Origin of the sequence: Pedobacter caeni, assembly GCF_900129215.1 — a bacterium.
GTDB classification, from domain to species: Bacteria; Bacteroidota; Bacteroidia; order Sphingobacteriales; family Sphingobacteriaceae; genus Pedobacter; species Pedobacter caeni.
Genome location: NZ_FQUQ01000002.1, coordinates 541,151 through 556,680, shown reverse-complemented (window position 1 = coordinate 556,680; position 15,530 = coordinate 541,151). Strand labels below are relative to the sequence as shown.

12 protein-coding genes are annotated in these 15,530 nt (G+C 40.2%); 5 read left to right on the top strand and 7 right to left on the bottom strand.

Annotated features, from left to right (window positions below):
- The first annotated feature begins 5 nt into the window (after positions 1–5).
- Both BUC20_RS09780 and BUC20_RS09775 read left to right on the top strand, forming a co-directional pair.
- Positions 6–902 carry a WD40 repeat domain-containing protein gene (locus BUC20_RS09780; protein ID WP_073230430.1) on the top strand — a complete coding sequence of 299 codons (897 nt, stop codon included), beginning with the start codon at positions 6–8 and terminating at the stop codon, positions 900–902.
- 72 nt (positions 903–974) lie between these two features.
- Entirely contained in the window at positions 975–1,451 is a 477-nt protein-coding gene (locus tag BUC20_RS09775) for an OsmC family protein (RefSeq protein ID WP_073230429.1), read from the top strand.
- Between the two features lie 2 nt (positions 1,452–1,453).
- Here BUC20_RS09775 and BUC20_RS09770 read toward each other — a convergent pair whose 3' ends face one another.
- The 5 genes from BUC20_RS09770 to BUC20_RS09750 form a co-directional block, all read right to left on the bottom strand.
- The gene (locus tag BUC20_RS09770) at positions 1,454–7,336 is read right to left on the bottom strand and encodes an alpha-2-macroglobulin family protein (protein WP_084528727.1); all 5,883 of its coding nucleotides are present in this window, start codon (positions 7,334–7,336) and stop codon (positions 1,454–1,456) included.
- Positions 7,337–7,682: 346 nt separating this feature from the next.
- Positions 7,683–8,465 (bottom strand): C40 family peptidase, encoded by a 783-nt coding sequence (locus BUC20_RS09765; protein ID WP_073230425.1) that lies wholly within the window; start codon positions 8,463–8,465, stop codon positions 7,683–7,685.
- Between the two features lie 106 nt (positions 8,466–8,571).
- Positions 8,572–9,537, bottom strand: a complete 966-nt coding sequence (locus BUC20_RS09760; RefSeq protein WP_073230424.1) for a hypothetical protein — start codon at positions 9,535–9,537, stop codon at positions 8,572–8,574.
- Between the two features lie 79 nt (positions 9,538–9,616).
- Positions 9,617–10,192, bottom strand: coding sequence for a hypothetical protein (locus BUC20_RS09755; protein ID WP_073230422.1), 576 nt, complete (start codon positions 10,190–10,192; stop codon positions 9,617–9,619).
- A 19-nt stretch (positions 10,193–10,211) separates the two neighbouring features.
- Positions 10,212–11,657, bottom strand: coding sequence for a serine hydrolase (locus tag BUC20_RS09750; RefSeq protein WP_159441084.1), 1,446 nt, complete (start codon positions 11,655–11,657; stop codon positions 10,212–10,214).
- Between the two features lie 165 nt (positions 11,658–11,822).
- Between BUC20_RS09750 and BUC20_RS09745 the strand changes: the two genes are divergently transcribed.
- Positions 11,823–12,278, top strand: a complete 456-nt coding sequence (locus tag BUC20_RS09745) for a universal stress protein (protein ID WP_073230419.1) — start codon at positions 11,823–11,825, stop codon at positions 12,276–12,278.
- Between the two features lie 4 nt (positions 12,279–12,282).
- On the opposite strand, the gene BUC20_RS09740 is transcribed toward BUC20_RS09745, so the two are convergent.
- Together BUC20_RS09740 and BUC20_RS09735 are read right to left on the bottom strand one after the other, a co-directional pair.
- Positions 12,283–12,513, bottom strand: coding sequence for a hypothetical protein (locus tag BUC20_RS09740; protein WP_073230418.1), 231 nt, complete (start codon positions 12,511–12,513; stop codon positions 12,283–12,285).
- A gap of 170 nt (positions 12,514–12,683) precedes the next feature.
- Entirely contained in the window at positions 12,684–13,034 is a 351-nt protein-coding gene (locus BUC20_RS09735) for a 4Fe-4S dicluster domain-containing protein (RefSeq protein WP_073231753.1), read from the bottom strand.
- A 75-nt stretch (positions 13,035–13,109) separates the two neighbouring features.
- Between BUC20_RS09735 and BUC20_RS09730 the strand changes: the two genes are divergently transcribed.
- Positions 13,110–14,129, top strand: a complete 1,020-nt coding sequence (locus BUC20_RS09730; RefSeq protein ID WP_073230416.1) for an acyl-CoA reductase — start codon at positions 13,110–13,112, stop codon at positions 14,127–14,129.
- Between the two features lie 117 nt (positions 14,130–14,246).
- Entirely contained in the window at positions 14,247–15,524 is a 1,278-nt protein-coding gene (locus BUC20_RS09725) for a TlpA family protein disulfide reductase (protein WP_073230414.1), read from the top strand.
- Positions 15,525–15,530 lie beyond the last annotated feature (6 nt).

Sequence of the window (15,530 nt, the reverse complement as noted above, 5' to 3'; positions counted from 1 at the left end):
TATACATGCTACAACATTTACAGACCCTCAACGGACACCAGAATCCTATTTATGCCCTTGCCAATTCCCCTAAAAAGAACACCTTCTTTAGTGCAGGAAATGATAAAGGAGTAGTAGAATGGTCATTGGAAACCATGAGTTTTGTAAAAGTTCTTGTTCCGGTGCAGAGCTCCGTATATGCTTTGCACCGCTACGAAAACCTGTTGTTCATCGCACAGCGAAGCGGCCTGATCCTGGTATTTAACCTGGATGAGGAAAAAATAACAGCGACCTTAAGCTTTCACCAGAAAGGGGTCTTTGATTTAAAAACCATCCGTTACAAAAATGAGCTGGTCAGTACCGGCGAAGATGGAATGCTTGCCGTTTGGTCTTTAAAGGACTTCTCTTTATTGTATCATTTCCCAATCATCGCACAAACTGTCCGTTCCATTGCCTTGAGCAACGACGAAAAGGAAATTGCCCTGGGTGGCAAAGATGGAATGATCCGGGTTTATCAGTCGGAAGACTATAGCCTGATCCGGGAATGGACCGCTCACAAATTACCAATTACCGCGCTGCAATATTCCCCTGCGGGAGATTACCTCATCTCCGGCAGCCGTGATGCACAACTGAAAGTATGGAGCCTGCCTCAATACGAACTGATCAATAGCATTGCTGCACATATGTTCAGCATCTATGCCATTGCCTTTCACCCTACAAAGCCCTATTTTGCCACCTGCAGTCAGGATAAAGGTATTAAACTCTGGGGAAGTCAGGATTTCAAGCTTTACAAAATTCTGAGCCTCGAAAAGAATACCGAAGGTCATTTCCACTCGATCAATAAAACGATCTGGAGCGAGGACGGCCGTTTTCTGATCTCTACCGGCGACGACAGACAGGTAATGGTCTGGGAATCAAAATAATGCCATTTTCTTTCAAAAAACTAAGAAAAGAAAAGGAAGATTGTTTAATTTGGTGTAAACAACCTACAGATCATGGCTAAAGAACATCAATACAAAACCGCAGTTACCTGGACAGGGAATAAAGGATCCGGAACAATGGATTACCGCTCTTATGATCGGAATTATGTGATTTCAATTGACCATAAAGCCGACCTTTCCGGTTCATCAGATTCTGCATTCTTAGGCGATAAAACCAAACACAATCCTGAAGACCTGCTGGTTTCTTCCCTTTCTTCCTGTCACATGCTTTGGTACCTTCATTTATGCTCACAGAACGACATTATTGTCATGGATTATAAAGACAATGCAGTGGGTATCATGATCGAAGAACCCGATGGAAGTGGCCGTTTTACGGAAGTCACCTTAAATCCTGTAGTGACCATCACCAATAAAGCAGACATCGGCAAAGCCAATTCATTACATGAACAGGCCCATAAAATGTGTTTTATAGCCAATTCATGTAATTTTCCCGTAAAACATCAACCACAGTGTGTGGTGGAAGGGGCATAAGTCTATTTAATTACAATTTTCTTCATTCCCTCCCTGCCATAAAACACAGGGAAATACATCATTTCTGCTTTGGCGGGATTTAAACTATAATTCCCCGAATACCTTGGCATCAGTTCAATATTGAAGGTATACTTCCCTTGCTTGAGTTTTGTACAAAAGATAGAGGTCTTATGTTTAAAATATTCCCTATAGGTTTCTACACCCCAGAAGTTCTGCAGTTTATTTTCATAAGAACAGCCTGCAGGAACAGGGATTTCAATCATCACATAATCGGCATCAGCCCTCACCTCTACTTCTACTTTTAAAGTCGTAGGAATCCCTGCCTTCAGCTTACTCACCGTACTACCCTTCTGATCAAACCATGTTTTTACAGAAAAATCCTTACTTACTTTTTCAGGTTCGGGATTATTGAATTGCTGGTAAGCGGTGAAATATACCGGTGCGCCCCCCTTCTTTTCTAAACTCAATTTCTTTGTACTCAACACCTGATTAAAGGGAAAGACACTGATCTTTTCTCCGCCATTTAAAATGATACTTGCCGGCTCCGGCTTTTTCCCTTCCACCATTAACTCCGGAAGAATCGTCTCCAGGATCAGTGAAGATTCGTAAGTATTTCGCCATTGCCCGTCTTTTCGTTGCTCCAGAAAATAACGATGTATGCGTTCCAGTTCGTTTTTATAATGACCATCAGCCTTCAGCAGTTGATACGCAAGGAGGGTATTTTGAATACTGTTGTCCCAAAACCGGTTGCTTTGATCTCCCCAATATATACTTCCAAACATGGTTTCCTTTTTCATGTTCAGCAACCAGTTCAGATCCACAGTAATCCCCGCCTTTTGTTTTAGTAACATCAACTGAAGCTGTTCATATAATGGCTGTTTCCATTCCGCGGCTTTTAATTGTCCTGCATGCTGTTCCTCTATGGCATGGATCCAATCCTTCAGTTCATATTTATCGTCCATCAATAACAATAACTTCAATCCATAAATCTGGTCAAAGTTTTTAGTGTTACTCATTTTATTCCTTAAGTAACTTCTCAATCTGTTCTTATCCAATTCTACTTCATATCCTTGTTTTTGTGCTTGTAGTAAAGCTTCCACCACGTGTAAACTGATCCAAAATTCTTCGTCACTATTCTTCCACCAGCCCCAGGTTCCCTCTTTACGTCTGTTCTGTGCCAACTTTCTCAGCAGCTCTTTGATGTTTTTTTCTTCTTTAAAACCTTCGCCTAAATACTTTCTGACAGTCTTCTCCATTAACAAAGCTTTTAACTTGGAAGCCAACTGCTCATTACACAGGTACTCGTAACGCCGCAACCGATCCATTTCATCCAATAGCGTTGGAAATACGGAAGCTTCCGCCCGAAGGCTTACTTTACCCAATGCTTCATCAAACAGATAGGTAATACTGGTGTCTTTATTCAACGCATTAAAATACCCTTTGGTTTCCAATACACCTCTTGACAGTAAAGGGATTTTACGAAGTTCTCCATCAGAGTACCCGTTCTCCTGCTGCATGAAGTATTCAAATTTCAGGCTGTCTGCTCCCTTTGCCACAATAGACATCGTATCAATTTTAGCATTCTTAAACTTCACATTGCTTTTCAATAGCACGGCATCATTGAATTTGAAAGTTCTATTGGCCTCTTCTTCCGTATTCCCATAGTTCATTAACTTTCCGATCACCTGGATGCTGTCGCCACTCAAGGCAAATTGAGGGGAGACAAAATTTGCACTAAGTATTTTAAATGACCGGATATTCGTTTCTGTTTGTCCTCCCTGTCTTCTTCCGTTCAGGGCAATCACCCGGGTAGTCCAGCTGGTGATATCGTCAGGAAACTTCACCTTAAAGCTTGCTTTACCTTCTTCATCCGTCACTAAACGGGGCTGCCAAATGGCGTAGTCCGAAAACTTAGACCTTAGGTCCGGTCCCTGAGACAGCGTACCTTCAACGTCTTTATTTAGTCCTTTATTCCCTCCCTTAGTCCTGATGATGATTACCCCATTGGCCGCCCTACTTCCATATATGGCAGTAGCTTCTGCATCCTTCAGGATATTCATATCTTCAATCAACAAGGGATCTACGGACGACAGATCTCCACTGAATGGTAGTCCATCGACAATGACCAATGGCTTTTTATCCGCAGCCAGCGAATTGTAACCCCTGATCATAACTTTAGCTGAGGCCCCGGCATTTTTTCCAATATAGACTCCGGCTACCCGTCCGCTCAATGACAACATCGCTGCAGTGGAATTATTTTTACGCACAGTTCCATAACCAGTAATTACCACCTCACTTAAGGAACGCTGATCTTCTTCCAGCATAACAAATCCGACATTTCCCTGCTGAATCGGGACTTCCTTAGTCATATACCCAATGAAACTAAAAAGTAACCCTCCTCTTACCGGCACCTTAATCCTGAATGTTCCATCAACAGCCGTTGTAGTCCCATAGTTTAATCCCTTAATATTAACCCATACTGCAGGAATTCCCGTTACACCATCAGCTTGAACAACCTTACCCCACATCTCATAAATTAAACCGGAGGGATCAAAAAACTTATAATTTATCTGCTCATTTATTCTGTTTTCTGTCAGGAGTCTCCGGTTTTGCCCATCAGCTGCCCCAATTGATTTTAGCTCCTGATCTATCTGAATACTCATTTTATCTGCTGGTACCACCTTCATCCCCTTCCATTCAAAAAAGTTTTTCCCGCCCTTTTTAATGGCTACCTGTTCGGCTACAAAATAGCTGTTGTCTTTCAACAGGTACATGATGCGGTATTTCCCTTGCTCCAGCGCAGAAAAATAGCTGGTATTTCCCGGGTAAATCTGTAAAAAATCAGCTTGGTCATATCTGGAAATGATGATATTTTTAACGTAAGGCAATTCTGCTTCAAATGAAGTTTCCAGCACCATTTCCAGTGCTCCTTTTTCCGGGCTTTTACCGGACGAATTGTGAAATAATGTTGTAGTACGGCTCCTCAGGTTGAGGTAATCATCCCAGAGACTATCAATTTCCTTTTTATTGGTGGGAAATTGTCTGTAATTGTCATTCTCTCCTTCTGCTTTATCATTGAGCATTCTCTTTAAACCATATAAATAGGATTGATTTTTTTTCCATTTGGCCAGCTCAGCTAAAGTGCCGGGTAATTTAGTATAATCAGATTCATAAGATTGTTGTTTGATCAGTCCTGGTAAAAAAGTATAAGTATATCCCCATTCCTTCAGAAAATTATGTGCGGTACTGCCAGATTCAAAACCAAGGAAGTTCTCATGGAAAGGACCGGCAAGCAAATGTTCTGTACGCTGCACAGAGGAAGGGTTATTCAATAACACAACCCTGTCCTCCGAACTAACGGTTGTTTTCTGTCCGGAAAAATTATCGGCTACCCGGATCATATACTGAGACAGCTGTAAGGTCTCTGCTTCTGTGAGTTTTACCGTTGCAGGTACAACTTTTGCCTGTTGATTTGACTCCTCCGCATTGATGCTTAAAATTGTCTTTTTCCCCTTCTGGAAGTCATAGCCATTCAGGGTAATCAGATGGCTTGCCGTACGAAGTTTCAGGTTATGCTTTCCCGGGCTCAGTTTAAACGCATAACGTTGTACCTGATCTGCCTGACTAAAATACACCGGTACACCATCTACATAAATGACATTTACAGGCTCGATTTCTCCTCCCTTAACGGCAAAAGGGGCAACAAGTGTCATTCCCTCAACACTATCTTCTGCGATGGCATAAATACCTTTGGTCTGGCTGAATTTATAATATTGAATGGTATCCAGTCCCAACTCTTTCCCCCATTTTTCCCAGTTTAACTTTAAATCACCATCAGCGCTGATGTCTTCCGTTTCAAATGAAGCTTTCAATTTGCGTGCAAAGAAGTGTTTCCCATAATCCGGGAGTGAAAAATCCTGACTATTTTTAAACTTTGAAGTATAAGCATAAGCGGTCAGGTCTGTAGAACTTACCGGAAGCCCCAGCTCATCTGTCACTTTCACCTGCATGCTCAGGCGCTGTCCCGGATAGACTACATCGGGTGTGAGGAGTTTCACATTTAGCTGCCCAGGGGTATAAAAAGCACTATTTTCCATACTTTTCTCCTCTCCTCCCCATAGGTAATTCAGTCTGATATGACCGGCTTTAAGATGGGTATGTTTAACCATGGTATCTAAGCGGACGGCATATCCTCTTAGCAGCACCTCATTTCCGGAAAATACCGTGTACCAAAAAGGAATCCGGTGTTCATTGACAACAGATAGCTTAAGAGAATCTTTAGACTGGAATGCAGAAATATTGATGCCAGCTGCAAATTGGTTCATAGATAAACGCTCCTTGAAACCATCTGTTGTTTTCAGGTGATATGCTGTTGCCAAAGGATTAATTCTAAAGGCAGCCGGAAGCTGTATGTAGCTGGAGTCCTGCCTGTAATAACTCTCGTAAGTGGTGTGCAACATCGCTTTCTGAGCAACAGGTTTCCCATCTATAAGGTAATTCAAATACAAACTATCCCCTTTAAACTCGGGTTTCAGTTCTTTTTTTTCCCTGAAATACTTCAGCTCAACTGTGCTTTTTCTGCTTTCATTATTGCTATTGAGAAATGCGAAGTTCAAACTGAAATTGAGATCCGCCTGTGGAAAAATACTATCCGGTAATATGAGTTTAGTCTCGCCTACCGGATCCAGGACAATACTGGTTTTCCATAAAGAATCTTTCACGAAAACCTGTTTGTCACGGTACCTGATCACGGATTGGGTCAGTGCAGTCACTTCGACTCTTCCATCAGGAACGGCCAGGTCATTTTCATCACTTGCCTTTATAAAAGCAGTCACCGGCCTTCCCGGACGGTGTTCCTTCCGGTCTGTCCGTACGGCAAAATTGATGGCTTTCAGCTCATAGTCTTCATATCTAAAGTCTTTTGAATATACATACTCCCAATTCTTTCCTTTTTTTTCCCATAAGGAAATCGTGTAATAGTTATCCAGCTTCAAATCAAGACTGTCGGAAAGTGCAAAACTATATTCATAACCCCCGGCCCGATAAGGTTTCAACATCGTGATCAGTTTCTTATCATTAGCCGATGCGGAAGTTCCGATTTCCACTTTCAGCTGTTTATCATGCAAGTCCCTTCCTTTCTGATCCAGGAGGTATGCTTTAAATTTCAGCGTATCCAGGGGTTTAAACTTAGGCTTATTGAACACCATGTACCCTTGATAATCTGGCTTTTCGTCCTCATCGTCCTCATCATAATCCCCATCGGGGTTAAAAAGTTTTCTCAAGGGCATCCAGGTATATTTTATCGGACTCCGATGTACCAACTTCCTGAAAAAGAGATTGCGGTAATGATAGTTCTCTTCAATGTTATAATTGAAATAATTATTTATGCCCTCATGTCTGATCGTGATCACCCCTTTTCTACCTTGATGACCTGTGCGGTACAACTGATGCAGATGGTCATATTTAACCGTTTTACCTCCATCAATCGTCACTACAGCATGCTCAATCAGACTCCCTTTGGAGTCGGAAACGATAAACTGGAAATCCTTTCTGTTATTAATGAACTGAAGATTCACATTGTAAACAGGAACAACCTGATAGACCAGTTTATTTTTCATGGCCTTCACATGAAGGTAATTCCCAAAAGCCATTTTTTTATCCGGCTGAGGGAGCTTATAATTAGAGATCGAATCTACCAATGTGTGAAAAAAACCATCATTAATCACAGATTTGGATCTTGAAGCAATTTCATAAGTTTCCTTATCGGTTAACTTATAGATATAAGTATAAGCACCCATTGTCGCACTATGGCTTAATTTCCGCTGCGCAAATCCAAAATTGAGGGTAATGAAAACAACGATAACCGAGAGAAAAAGAGACCTCATTAATTTAGCTTTAAAATATAGATTCAGTAAATCACTGATTCCATAAAAATAACAAATTAATCGGCTTAATTTCTTAGGTCTTTATTTTTTTAATCTCTTTCCTGTTTAATTTCACACAGGTTTACCGGGAAGACTTTCTAATCTCTTTTGAAATTCGAAATATTCCTTTTCAAGTCACAAAAATTCCATACGATGAAGGTATTTACCGGCATTTTCGAGTCTTAAATATTAATTTCAGTTTTTCCCTGATAAGTATCTCATTAACCACCATCATCTTCTGGCAGTTGGCTTTCCTTGCCGGAGTACTCAGCGGATGGACAGAGAGAAATCCCGGTAATCGCCGGAATTAAATAAAGCGTTTAATGATTCTCAGGCGGTGGGTATATTTTCCGAGCTCCACATTGTAGATCCCCTGATCATCGATAGGATCTATCCTTACTTTCCCTGAAGCATGAATAATTTCGTTTGCATTCAGCATGATGCCTACATGAGTGATTCTACCTTCTTCATTATCGAAAAAAGCGACATCTCCGGCTGTTGCTTCTGGCAGGAAATTAACATCTTCACCTTGTTCTGCCTGCTGCCAGGCGTCCCTTTTCAGTTGGATCCCGTTTAGCTTAAAGACGATTTGAACAAATCCCGAACAATCCAGTCCGAATAGATTTCTCCCACCCCAGAGGTAAGGTACATTTTGAAAAAATAAGGCATTGGCCACAATGTCATCAGCAGTATAAAAAGTGCTGATTTTTTTGGGGGTGAACATGACCATAAATTTCTGGGAACCCAGGTAACAAAAACCTTCGTCTAATGAAGGAAGGTTGCTGCCCGGCGACAGGAAGTATTTGCTGCCAGCTTCATCAATCACAATACTGGCCAGTTCTGCAGGAACCACATGATCACAATCGTGGTTCTTAACGTACTGTTCAAGGGACAGTTCAGTGAGCTGTCTAAAGTCCATCCAGCCTTCATATCCATCATAGGCATTGTATACACACCACCACTTTTCCTTTTTTTCCAATACCTCTACATGATCTCCAAAAAGCAATTGGGAGCTGATTTCTGCCTTATCAGAGGCTTCAGTCCTTAGGGGAGCAACTGCTACCCGGCAAATTCCGTATTCTTGTTCCATATAAAACGTTAGTGTGGTGCTATAAAATTACGCATAACTGTGTAAATAATACAATTACTGTTCCCTGATTTTTTCCAGATAAGAACAAGCCTTATATCCTTAGTGCTTAACGTATTGGACTCAGCTCATTACTTCCTCTTTTTTTATGCAGCAGAAAGGAAATCTGAATATCATCATCAGCTGTCCTGGCATGAATAGCGGAGAGGTAATCCTGGTACATCCCCTTGACGGGCTGTAAGGCCAGCACCTTTCCTCCGGCGTACAAAACCAGTTTAAAATCTACTAAAGGCAGGATCTCTCTTTTTTCCAGTACTGTTCCTTTCATTTCACTCCATCGTGCTTTCGAATCAGAGGGCTTAGTCCAGTAAAACGCTTTGGCCAGATCAAGCTCCTTGTCATACATCAAATCCGCATAAACGTTTACCTCTTTATTGATGAGCACCTTTCTGAACCTGTTATAGGCCAATACCGCTTCTTTCAATAATTCCTCCTGATTTTCCTTACTCAGGTCTTTGGAATTATCCCAACCTTCCAGCTGGTACGGAACTATTGCTTCAAAGCTTCCTTTAAACTCATAGAATTGTTGTCCGCTACGCAGGTAACCTGCTGTTCCCGCTTTATTTGGGGCCACAAATTCAAAAACGGGTGTAAAGTCTTCCATTGGTCCGTCAAACTTCCGGTACATCACTTTAACGGCTAGTTTAGAGGCATCAACCAGACTTGCAGACCAGCTTCCATCAGAAAGTTGGGGTGGAAACATGCGTATGGTTATGTTTTGTTTTCCGGTAGCCAGAATATGATCATTCACCGGAATGCGCTGTTTGTTCACACTGCCAAACATCAGATACCGTTGTAGTGGTATATCGTTAATCAGAATCTCGTAACCGCAGGCATCCTGACTAAATTCCAGTTCATACCAGGGCTGATCATTAAAGGTTTTTACCTGTTTATAAATATCCAGCATTTTCTGATCCTGATCTTGTTTTTTCAGGGCAGTACCAGAAGTGCTCTTTTCCTGGCAGGCACCGAAACCAGATAGCAACACCATACTTCCCAATATTAATTTTTTCATTTCTCCTGTTTACAACATACTTAAATACCTGTTTGGGCCATATTTCTAATACACCCTCTTCTGTTGATGGATATATCGGTTAATTCTTAATTTTCTTTGATAAAAACCGTTCATGGTTTTTCCTTAAATCATCATTAAATTCCCTGTTTACCAGTTCATCATTGACCTTTCCGTTGCCATTTTTATAGGTTTTATCCATTTCTTTCTCCCCCGCAGCAGCCAGCTGAACAAGATTATTAGCCACAAATCGTCCATTTTCCTTTTTCCTCGGAATGATGAGATTAGGCAAGGATTCCAGATAAATATTCCATTTTCCTGCATCCTTCACCGCATACAATACCTGAACATAATCGACCTCTGCCAGAGGATCTTTATCCTGGTTCAGCAGCAGTAAATATCCACGGTCATTATGGCTATTCAGAAAAACCCGGTCGCCAATCTTCCATTGGCTGGTTTGAAGGAACTGAACGCCTGATATTCCTGCTGAAAGCCATGACCTCAACTCTTGTCCTGCGGCAATTTTAACTTCTTCGCTTCTGACCTTATCCATTTCTATATGCGCTTCAGCAGGCTTGTTTTTCTTTTTATTCCCACAACCGGATGTACTGAACAAAAGTAAAATCAGCGCAGCTATTAAAGTACTATTTTTAGTCATCCCAGCTCGTTAAAATCAGTTATTTCTTCTTTTGGCTCATTTGAATTTCTTTCCCATTCTGAAAAAGGGTAAGCCTTTTTTGCTTGCTAATTTTATCCTCGCTGAACTTTATTTTAGCTTCCACAACCGTATAGAAAAAGGTATCATTAGATTCCGGGTAGATCGCAAATTCACCTTGATTTGTTAGTCTGGCAAATAAGTGATTCCCTTCAGCTCTCACCTGCATATTATAATCAGGATAGTTTTCAAAAAAGTAAGTTCCTTCAAATCCTTTGAGTTCAGCAGCAGCAACCCTGATACTTTTCATTCGGACTGTTTTTTTAGGAATCGATGGCTGTTCGCCATCCAACACTGCAGTCACTGCGGTCATCAATTCATAGACCCCTGTCATATTGCTATAATTACACAACAAGATAATTGTTCTTTTCTCCAGAGTGTACCGGACAATTAAACTGGTATACCCACCAAATCCTCCGGTATGAAACATATCCTTACTTTCTAAAGAATCTGTTCTGATCACCCAGCCAAACCCGAGCGGCATCTCAGGGCTCAAACTAGCGACACCTTTAGAACCTATCAATTTTGTAGGAAGAAAAGCATCTTTTAGCGTTACCGCACTGACCAGTTTCGTCGTGTATAAGGCCTGGTCCCATTTAAACAAATCTTCCACATTGCTACTAATCCCATATGGTCCATTTACACCATCCAGGATATTGGTCATGTGTGCGGGTTGATCATCCGTTTTAACATAGCTGTTTTCTGATGCATCCCAGACATAATCGGACGCATAGTTGCTAATTTTTTCGGCTGTAGAAAGTCTGGAATACACTTTGGTATGGTCCATTCCGGCAGGCAAAAACACATTTTTTTTCATGTAGTTGGAAAAAGTCATTCCCGAAACCTTTTCCACAATAGAAGCCAACAACAGATAATTCGTATTTGAATAGGCTGTTGAGGTTCCAGGAGCAAACTGAGCAGGAGCTATTTTAGACTGAAACCGGTCAATAATGTCCTGATTAAAATTATTTTTGTTCACATCGATGTCCTTGCTACCAAATCCTAAAAATTCAGGTATTCCGGAAGTATGTGTCAGCAAATTTCTAATCGTTACCCCTTTATAAGGCAGGCCTGGGAAAAACTTTTGAAGCGCATCTTCATAACTGAGCAAACCTTTTTCTTTTAACTGCATAATCGCCATTGCGGTAAATTGCTTGGAAATGGAGGCCAGTTCAAACACACTTTTCGTATCCAGCAGTCTTTTTTTCTCCTGGTCAGCATAACCATATGCTTTCATAAAAACAGGTTTCCCTTCCTCTGCAACTAAAACACAGCCATTAAAATTCTGGTCAAGGTACAAGGTATCAAATAGCGCCTTGAGTTTTGCAGATTTATCCTGAGCATAAGCAGGGCATTTTAAAAATAGTAACCCGGCAAAAATTGCAATGGGCAGAAATTTCATTTTCATATAATGAGATATAGTGTGGATATAAATTGCTTCAGAAATATCGGCATTTATCCCAACAAAGCCAACATTGATCATTCCTTTATCTCTGACTTAACAAACAATTCAGGAGCATTCAGGTTATTATTTATATTTCGTATTTTTATATAAACCATAATTTGTAAGATCATGAACCTAAAAAAGATTTTAATTGCTGTCGACAATAGTACCTGTTCTGAAAAGGCGGCCAAAACAGGTTATGAGATCGCAAAGACTTTTGGTGCCGAAGTGGCACTGGTCAACATTATAGAACCTATTCCAGCCAATATCAATCCGGATCTGACCCTAGCACCTGTTTTTTTGGAGACTTACGACAATAGCGAGGAGAACAGCCATATGCTTCTGAAAGAAATAGAATCAAAATATAGCCTGGGCATCCAGACGACCTACCTCAGTGTGATAGACAGCGCTGCACATGGCATCATCCAGCAATCCGATGAATGGGGATCCAACCTGATTGTGATCGGGACTTATGGCCGCACCGGCTTATATCATTTTCTGATGGGAAGTGTGGCAGAGCATGTGGCCAGAAAATCAGCATGTCCTGTACTTATTGTACCCAACAAGTACGAGGACAAAGATTAATCACTTATTTTTTTGTGCATTTGATATCACATCCTGGATTAGCTGCACGAAACTTCGCTTCCACATCACTGGTTCCATCTCCAAGACCGGTGCTACATTGTTTCGAGGTTTTAGTCTCGCCACCTGAGCAGTTTGCAGTACATTCCATACATACTTCTTTCTGTTTTTTACAAGAAAAGGTAAGGAGCACGCTCAGGCTCGCTAATACAGTTAAAATTAATAGTTTCTTTTTCATAGGTGTGTTTTTACATCATAGGTTTCAAAACAAACCTATAGAAATATAAACACAAACACAATACATTTATAGGAAATATAATTTCTCAAAACGCATCCCAAAAAAAGAATGATCAAATAAAAAGAGGATATCTTTTGGACATCCTCTTTTCTTTATCTTCAGTTTAAAGACTAATTTTCCTGATGTAACCAGGCCTTTTTAGCCAATAATTCGTCTTCAGTTTCGCGGATATCTTCATCATCAACACAACAATCCACCGGACATACCGCTGCGCATTGAGGCTCATCATGAAAGCCTTTACATTCTGTACATTTATCGGAAACAATATAATAAACCTCATCAGATACTGCTTCCATCGCAGATTCTGAATCAATTTCTTTACCTCCGAAATCGATAATGCCATTTAAATTGGTACCATCGGAGAATCTCCAGGCCGTGCCTGCGTCATAAATCGCATTATTGGGGCATTCAGGCTCACATGCTCCACAGTTAATACATTCGTCTGTTATTTTAATAGCCATGTCTTCGTCTATATCTAATGCTAAGTTTACCTTTGCAATGCAAATATAACACATAAACTTTAAAATATTTGGAATATGCCAATGCTTACTGCTGAAAAACTAATTATTGCATTCAAAAAACTTAGTTCATTTATTGCCCATCCCGATCCTGAGTTTAAAAATTTAATTTTATCAGCTCCAAACAGCAATGCCTGGTTCACGGTTGAAGAGGTGGAAAAGGCATTAAATGCCCTGAATAAGATGCTCGATGAGGCTGATATCGAAACCTGGTTCAAAGACATTAAGGTGAGCGATACGCCAAAAAAGGTAGGATTAATCTTAGCCGGAAATATCCCTTTAGTGGGCTTTCATGATGTAATTTCGGTATTGGCTACAGGAAATATTGCCTTGATCAAGCTGTCTTCCTCAGACGACAAGCTCCTTCCTGCCCTACTGAAACAACTGATCTCCATAGAACCATTATTAGCCGATCGCATTGTTTATGTGGAACGTCTTAAAGATTTTGATGCAGTAATTGCTACCGGAAGCAACAATACCTCCCGGTATTTTGAATTTTATTTCAGCAAGGTGCCCAATATCATCAGAAAAAACAGAAACAGTGTTGCCGTGCTTACGGGAAAAGAAAGCAGGGAAGAAATCGCCATGCTGGGCCATGACATCTTTGACTATTTTGGTTTAGGCTGCAGAAATGTATCCAAGCTGTACATTCCTGAGGATTACGACATCAAATATTTCTACGAGCCGTTGGAGTCCTTCCAGCCTATCGTAAATCACTTCAAGTACAATAACAATTACGACTACAACAAATCTATCTATCTGGTCAATGCAGCTACGCATTACGATAATGGATTTTTACTGCTAAAAGAAGATGTAAATATGGCTTCGCCATTGGCAGTGCTCTATTATGAGCGTTACCGGAACCTGGAAGAAGTTCAGGAAAGGTTAAATCAGGAGGTGGAGAACATCCAATGTGTCGTTTCAAATGCAGATTTGAACATAAACACAGCGGTACTGGCACCAGGCCAGAGTCAGCATCCAAGGTTATGGGATTATGCAGACAACATCAATACGATCAGCTTCCTGAACGGGATTTAAAAATCGTCCCGAATTTTATAACAATGGACAAAGACACATTTACCGAAATAACAAGGAAGTAAGGTATCCTAAAAATGAGTATATTATAGCTTCAAACAGAAACTACAATTATAGCAGATGAACTACAAACGGATACCAATAAGCACATTAAAAATACTTTGTATAATCTTAATTTCTATTTCGGGTTTATCGTGTCAGCAACACCACAAAGAAGTCGTTATTTTTGGACAATTTCCTTCTGTTGCCAACGCAACAGTCTCATTTTCAAAACAAGATGATTCAGGTGATCCGGTTCAAGTTGTAAATATTAAAAATAACAGGTTTAGTATAAAAACCAATCAGTTAAAAACTGGTTTTTATCACATAAATATTAGCTGGCCAAATCCACATCCCGATACAACATTCACTCGGGGATCCAGGAAAAGATTTATCAACGGCTCCATCATCACTACTATAAATTTATACATAGAACCAGATAAGGCAAATGAGTACGAAATATTACTTACGAATAAGTCATCACCAACAGATTTACTAAAAGACATTACGAATAAAAATGCCTTTTCTAATATTTCTGCTAAAGTCAAATCGGCTTCTGTAAATGGTCAGCTATATGATTTTTTCAACAACAAACACAAGGCCTATAATATTGCTCACCAAAAATTAAGAGATAGTTTATCCCACTTGGCTGACCTTGCTTTAGCAAAAGATGATATGGTTAATTATACCGCCCTGACTAACCAGGCGACCAGTGTATGGGCGAAAGAGTTGTTGCCAAAAATGTTAGTAGAATACCGTGAAAATTATTATAAGAATTTGTCCTCTGTAATCGTGCCTTACTTAATATCCCAAACCACGGATCTGCAAGAACATTATCAGGAATATACTGATATATTAAACAAACTAAGTGGAGAGGCTGCTGAATCAGATTATACCAAAGCATCGTATAAACGATTGGAAGCTTTTAAAGTAACCGGGTTAAAACAAAAACTGCCAAATCCCGTAGGGCATCTGCCCAACGGACAGGAATTTATATACCAGCCCAATCAATCTAAATACACATTGATAGAATTTTGGGCATCATGGTGCGGCCCATGCAGAGCCACTAATCCAGATCTTTTAAAAATTTACAGTGAATTTAAAGATAAGGGATTTAATGTTATTGGAGTTTCTATTGATACTGATAAAAGTAAGTGGTTAGATGCAATTAAAGAGGATAAATTGACCTGGACAAATGTATCAGATTTAAAAAATATGGCCAATAGTGACAATACCAGTAGGTTTAATGTAGTGGAAATTCCTCAAAACTTTTTAGTAGATCACGAGGGGAAGATCGTCGCAATAAATATCTATGAGGATAACCTGCAAAATAAATTGAAAAATTTGTTGTCTAAATAAAGCTGA

Excerpts from the sequence above, each read along its gene's own strand:
- BUC20_RS09780 (WP_073230430.1), top strand. The coding sequence starts at position 6 with ATGCTACAACATTTACAGACCCTCAACGGACACCAGAATCCTATTTAT.
- BUC20_RS09775 (WP_073230429.1), top strand. The coding sequence starts at position 975 with ATGGCTAAAGAACATCAATACAAAACCGCAGTTACCTGGACAGGGAAT.
- BUC20_RS09770 (WP_084528727.1), bottom strand. The coding sequence starts at position 7,336 with ATGAGGTCTCTTTTTCTCTCGGTTATCGTTGTTTTCATTACCCTCAAT.
- BUC20_RS09765 (WP_073230425.1), bottom strand. The coding sequence starts at position 8,465 with ATGGAACAAGAATACGGAATTTGCCGGGTAGCAGTTGCTCCCCTAAGG.
- BUC20_RS09760 (WP_073230424.1), bottom strand. The coding sequence starts at position 9,537 with ATGAAAAAATTAATATTGGGAAGTATGGTGTTGCTATCTGGTTTCGGT.
- BUC20_RS09755 (WP_073230422.1), bottom strand. The coding sequence starts at position 10,192 with ATGACTAAAAATAGTACTTTAATAGCTGCGCTGATTTTACTTTTGTTC.
- BUC20_RS09750 (WP_159441084.1), bottom strand. The coding sequence starts at position 11,657 with ATGAAAATGAAATTTCTGCCCATTGCAATTTTTGCCGGGTTACTATTT.
- BUC20_RS09745 (WP_073230419.1), top strand. The coding sequence starts at position 11,823 with ATGAACCTAAAAAAGATTTTAATTGCTGTCGACAATAGTACCTGTTCT.
- BUC20_RS09740 (WP_073230418.1), bottom strand. The coding sequence starts at position 12,513 with ATGAAAAAGAAACTATTAATTTTAACTGTATTAGCGAGCCTGAGCGTG.
- BUC20_RS09735 (WP_073231753.1), bottom strand. The coding sequence starts at position 13,034 with ATGGCTATTAAAATAACAGACGAATGTATTAACTGTGGAGCATGTGAG.
- BUC20_RS09730 (WP_073230416.1), top strand. The coding sequence starts at position 13,110 with ATGCCAATGCTTACTGCTGAAAAACTAATTATTGCATTCAAAAAACTT.
- BUC20_RS09725 (WP_073230414.1), top strand. The coding sequence starts at position 14,247 with ATGAACTACAAACGGATACCAATAAGCACATTAAAAATACTTTGTATA.